3 protein-coding genes and 1 pseudogene are annotated in these 1,768 nt (G+C 66.1%); 3 read left to right on the forward strand and 1 reads right to left on the reverse strand.

Annotation, left to right across the window (positions count from 1 at the left end; all coding sequences use genetic code 11):
* Positions 1-263: pseudogene (locus tag DY468_RS24455) on the reverse strand (hypothetical protein); the annotation flags it as partial.
* A gap of 166 nt (positions 264-429) precedes the next feature.
* Between DY468_RS24455 and DY468_RS24460 the strand changes: the two are divergent.
* The 3 genes from DY468_RS24460 to DY468_RS24470 form a co-directional block, all read left to right on the forward strand.
* A complete protein-coding gene (locus DY468_RS24460) occupies positions 430-720 on the forward strand; it encodes a hypothetical protein (protein WP_164608196.1) in 291 nt (96 codons plus the stop codon).
* Between the two features lie 14 nt (positions 721-734).
* Positions 735-1,274 carry a DUF3617 domain-containing protein gene (locus DY468_RS24465; RefSeq protein WP_164608198.1) on the forward strand — a complete coding sequence of 180 codons (540 nt, stop codon included), beginning with the start codon at positions 735-737 and terminating at the stop codon, positions 1,272-1,274.
* Between the two features lie 141 nt (positions 1,275-1,415).
* Positions 1,416-1,768 (forward strand): hypothetical protein (locus tag DY468_RS24470; protein WP_164608200.1); only part of this gene is annotated, 353 nt, incomplete at its 3' end.

Consider the following 1,768-nt stretch of genomic DNA (forward strand, 5'->3'; position numbering starts at 1 on the left):
CGGAATGCGATGGCGCGGATCTTGCCATAGGCCGTGATCCGCAGCTCCGAATTCCAGAAGGTGCCTTCCTTCTCGGCGAACTGATGGGTGATCGACGGCAGCGCCGCTTCGCACGGCGGCAGGTTGCCGTCGTAACGCGGGCCCGACAGCCAGAAGTTCATCTCGAGCGGATTGGCCGCCTGCGCGACTGGCGCCAGCGCAAACAGGCCGAGCAGAACCGCGACCGCGGCGACGGGCGTCTTCAACGTCTTGAGGAATCGCATGGCAGGTCCACCCGAATTTGATGCGGCGGACGGTGCCGCGAAGCCATGCCGAGGTCAAGTGCGGCGCGGCCACACCTCGGCACAACCCGTAGCGGAACAGCCGGGCGTTCTTTTCATTCTTGCAGGGGCGTTCTAGACTCGAATCCAACGACATGAGGAGATTGCGATGCGATTGATGGGGGCCGCGGGCTTGGCCATTCTGAGTGCGGTGCTGGCGAGCACGGCGGCACGCGCCGACTACGTCCCGCCGTTCACGGGCAATGACACCGGCGGCATCATCTCCACCAATCTGATCGGCCACGCCGACATCCGCGCGATGGCGGTCGACCACTGCGCCCGCTACGGCAAGGTGGTGAAACTGCTCGGCGTCCAGGCCAATTACGGCGGTTACGTCTCGTTCGCCTGCCGCTGGGTGCCGTATGGCGCCGACCAGCGCCCGCTGCGCACCAAGTACTGAGCGGAGACGCTGCAATGAGCCGTGGCCGTCTCGCCCGTATCTGGCTGCTTCCGCTGCTGCTCGCCGTGCCGGCGACGGCGGCGCAGGCGATCGATCTGCCGACCCGCAAGCCGGGACTGTGGGAACTGAAGATGCAGGGCTCGGGCTCTGCCGGTGAAGGCGTCGCGATGCAGCACTGCACCGACGAGACCACCGACAAGAAGATGACGGCTGCCGTGCAGCCGATGGCGACCGACGCTTGCTCCAAGCCGGCGATCCAGAAGACCGCGACCGGCTACGTCAACGATACCGTGTGCAAGATCGCCGGCATGACGACGACCTCGCACGCCGAGATCACCGGCGACTTCAATTCGGCCTACACCGTCAAGGTGACCTCGCACAACGAGAACCCGCTGCCCGGCGTTCCCAAGGAGACCGCCACGACGCTGCAAGCGAAATGGCTCGGCCCCTGCAAGGACGGCCAGAAGCCCGGCGACATCGTGATGCCCGGCGGCATCAAGATGAACGTCTCCGACATGGACAAGCTTAAGGGGCTGTTGCCGAAGTCGAAGTGACGACCGCTGCCCCTGGCGCAAAAGTCACACCCGCCGACCTTCGTCCGGACCTCCGTTGACAGCGGAGGTCGTTACCGCAATGTTACATTGTAACGTTGCGTGGCGCGGGACGACGCCGGCACCGTGAGAGGCTGGGGCGACATGGACTGGGTGCGGGCGAACATCCGATGGGGGGCACGGCTGGCGCTGATCGCGCTGGCCCTGCAGTTCGCCCTGTCGTTCGGCCATGTCCACAGCCTCGAGCGGGCGACAGCTGCGGTCGCCGAGCTCACCGCGGCCGATGGCCCGGCCGATCCGGATATCGACCATCATCATCCCGGCGCCGCCGACCTCTGCGCAATCTGCGCGGTGGTATCGATGGCCAGCCTGGCGCTGGCCGCAACGCCGCCGGCGCTGCCGCAACAGCAGGGCCATACGTTCCACTACCGCCTCGCCGTGCTCGACGACGTCGAGCCGTCGTCCTGTCCCTTTTACCCATCTTACCCTGCCGACGA

Source organism: Rhodopseudomonas sp. BR0M22 (genome assembly GCF_010907035.1).
Taxonomy (GTDB): domain Bacteria; phylum Pseudomonadota; class Alphaproteobacteria; order Rhizobiales; family Xanthobacteraceae; genus Rhodopseudomonas.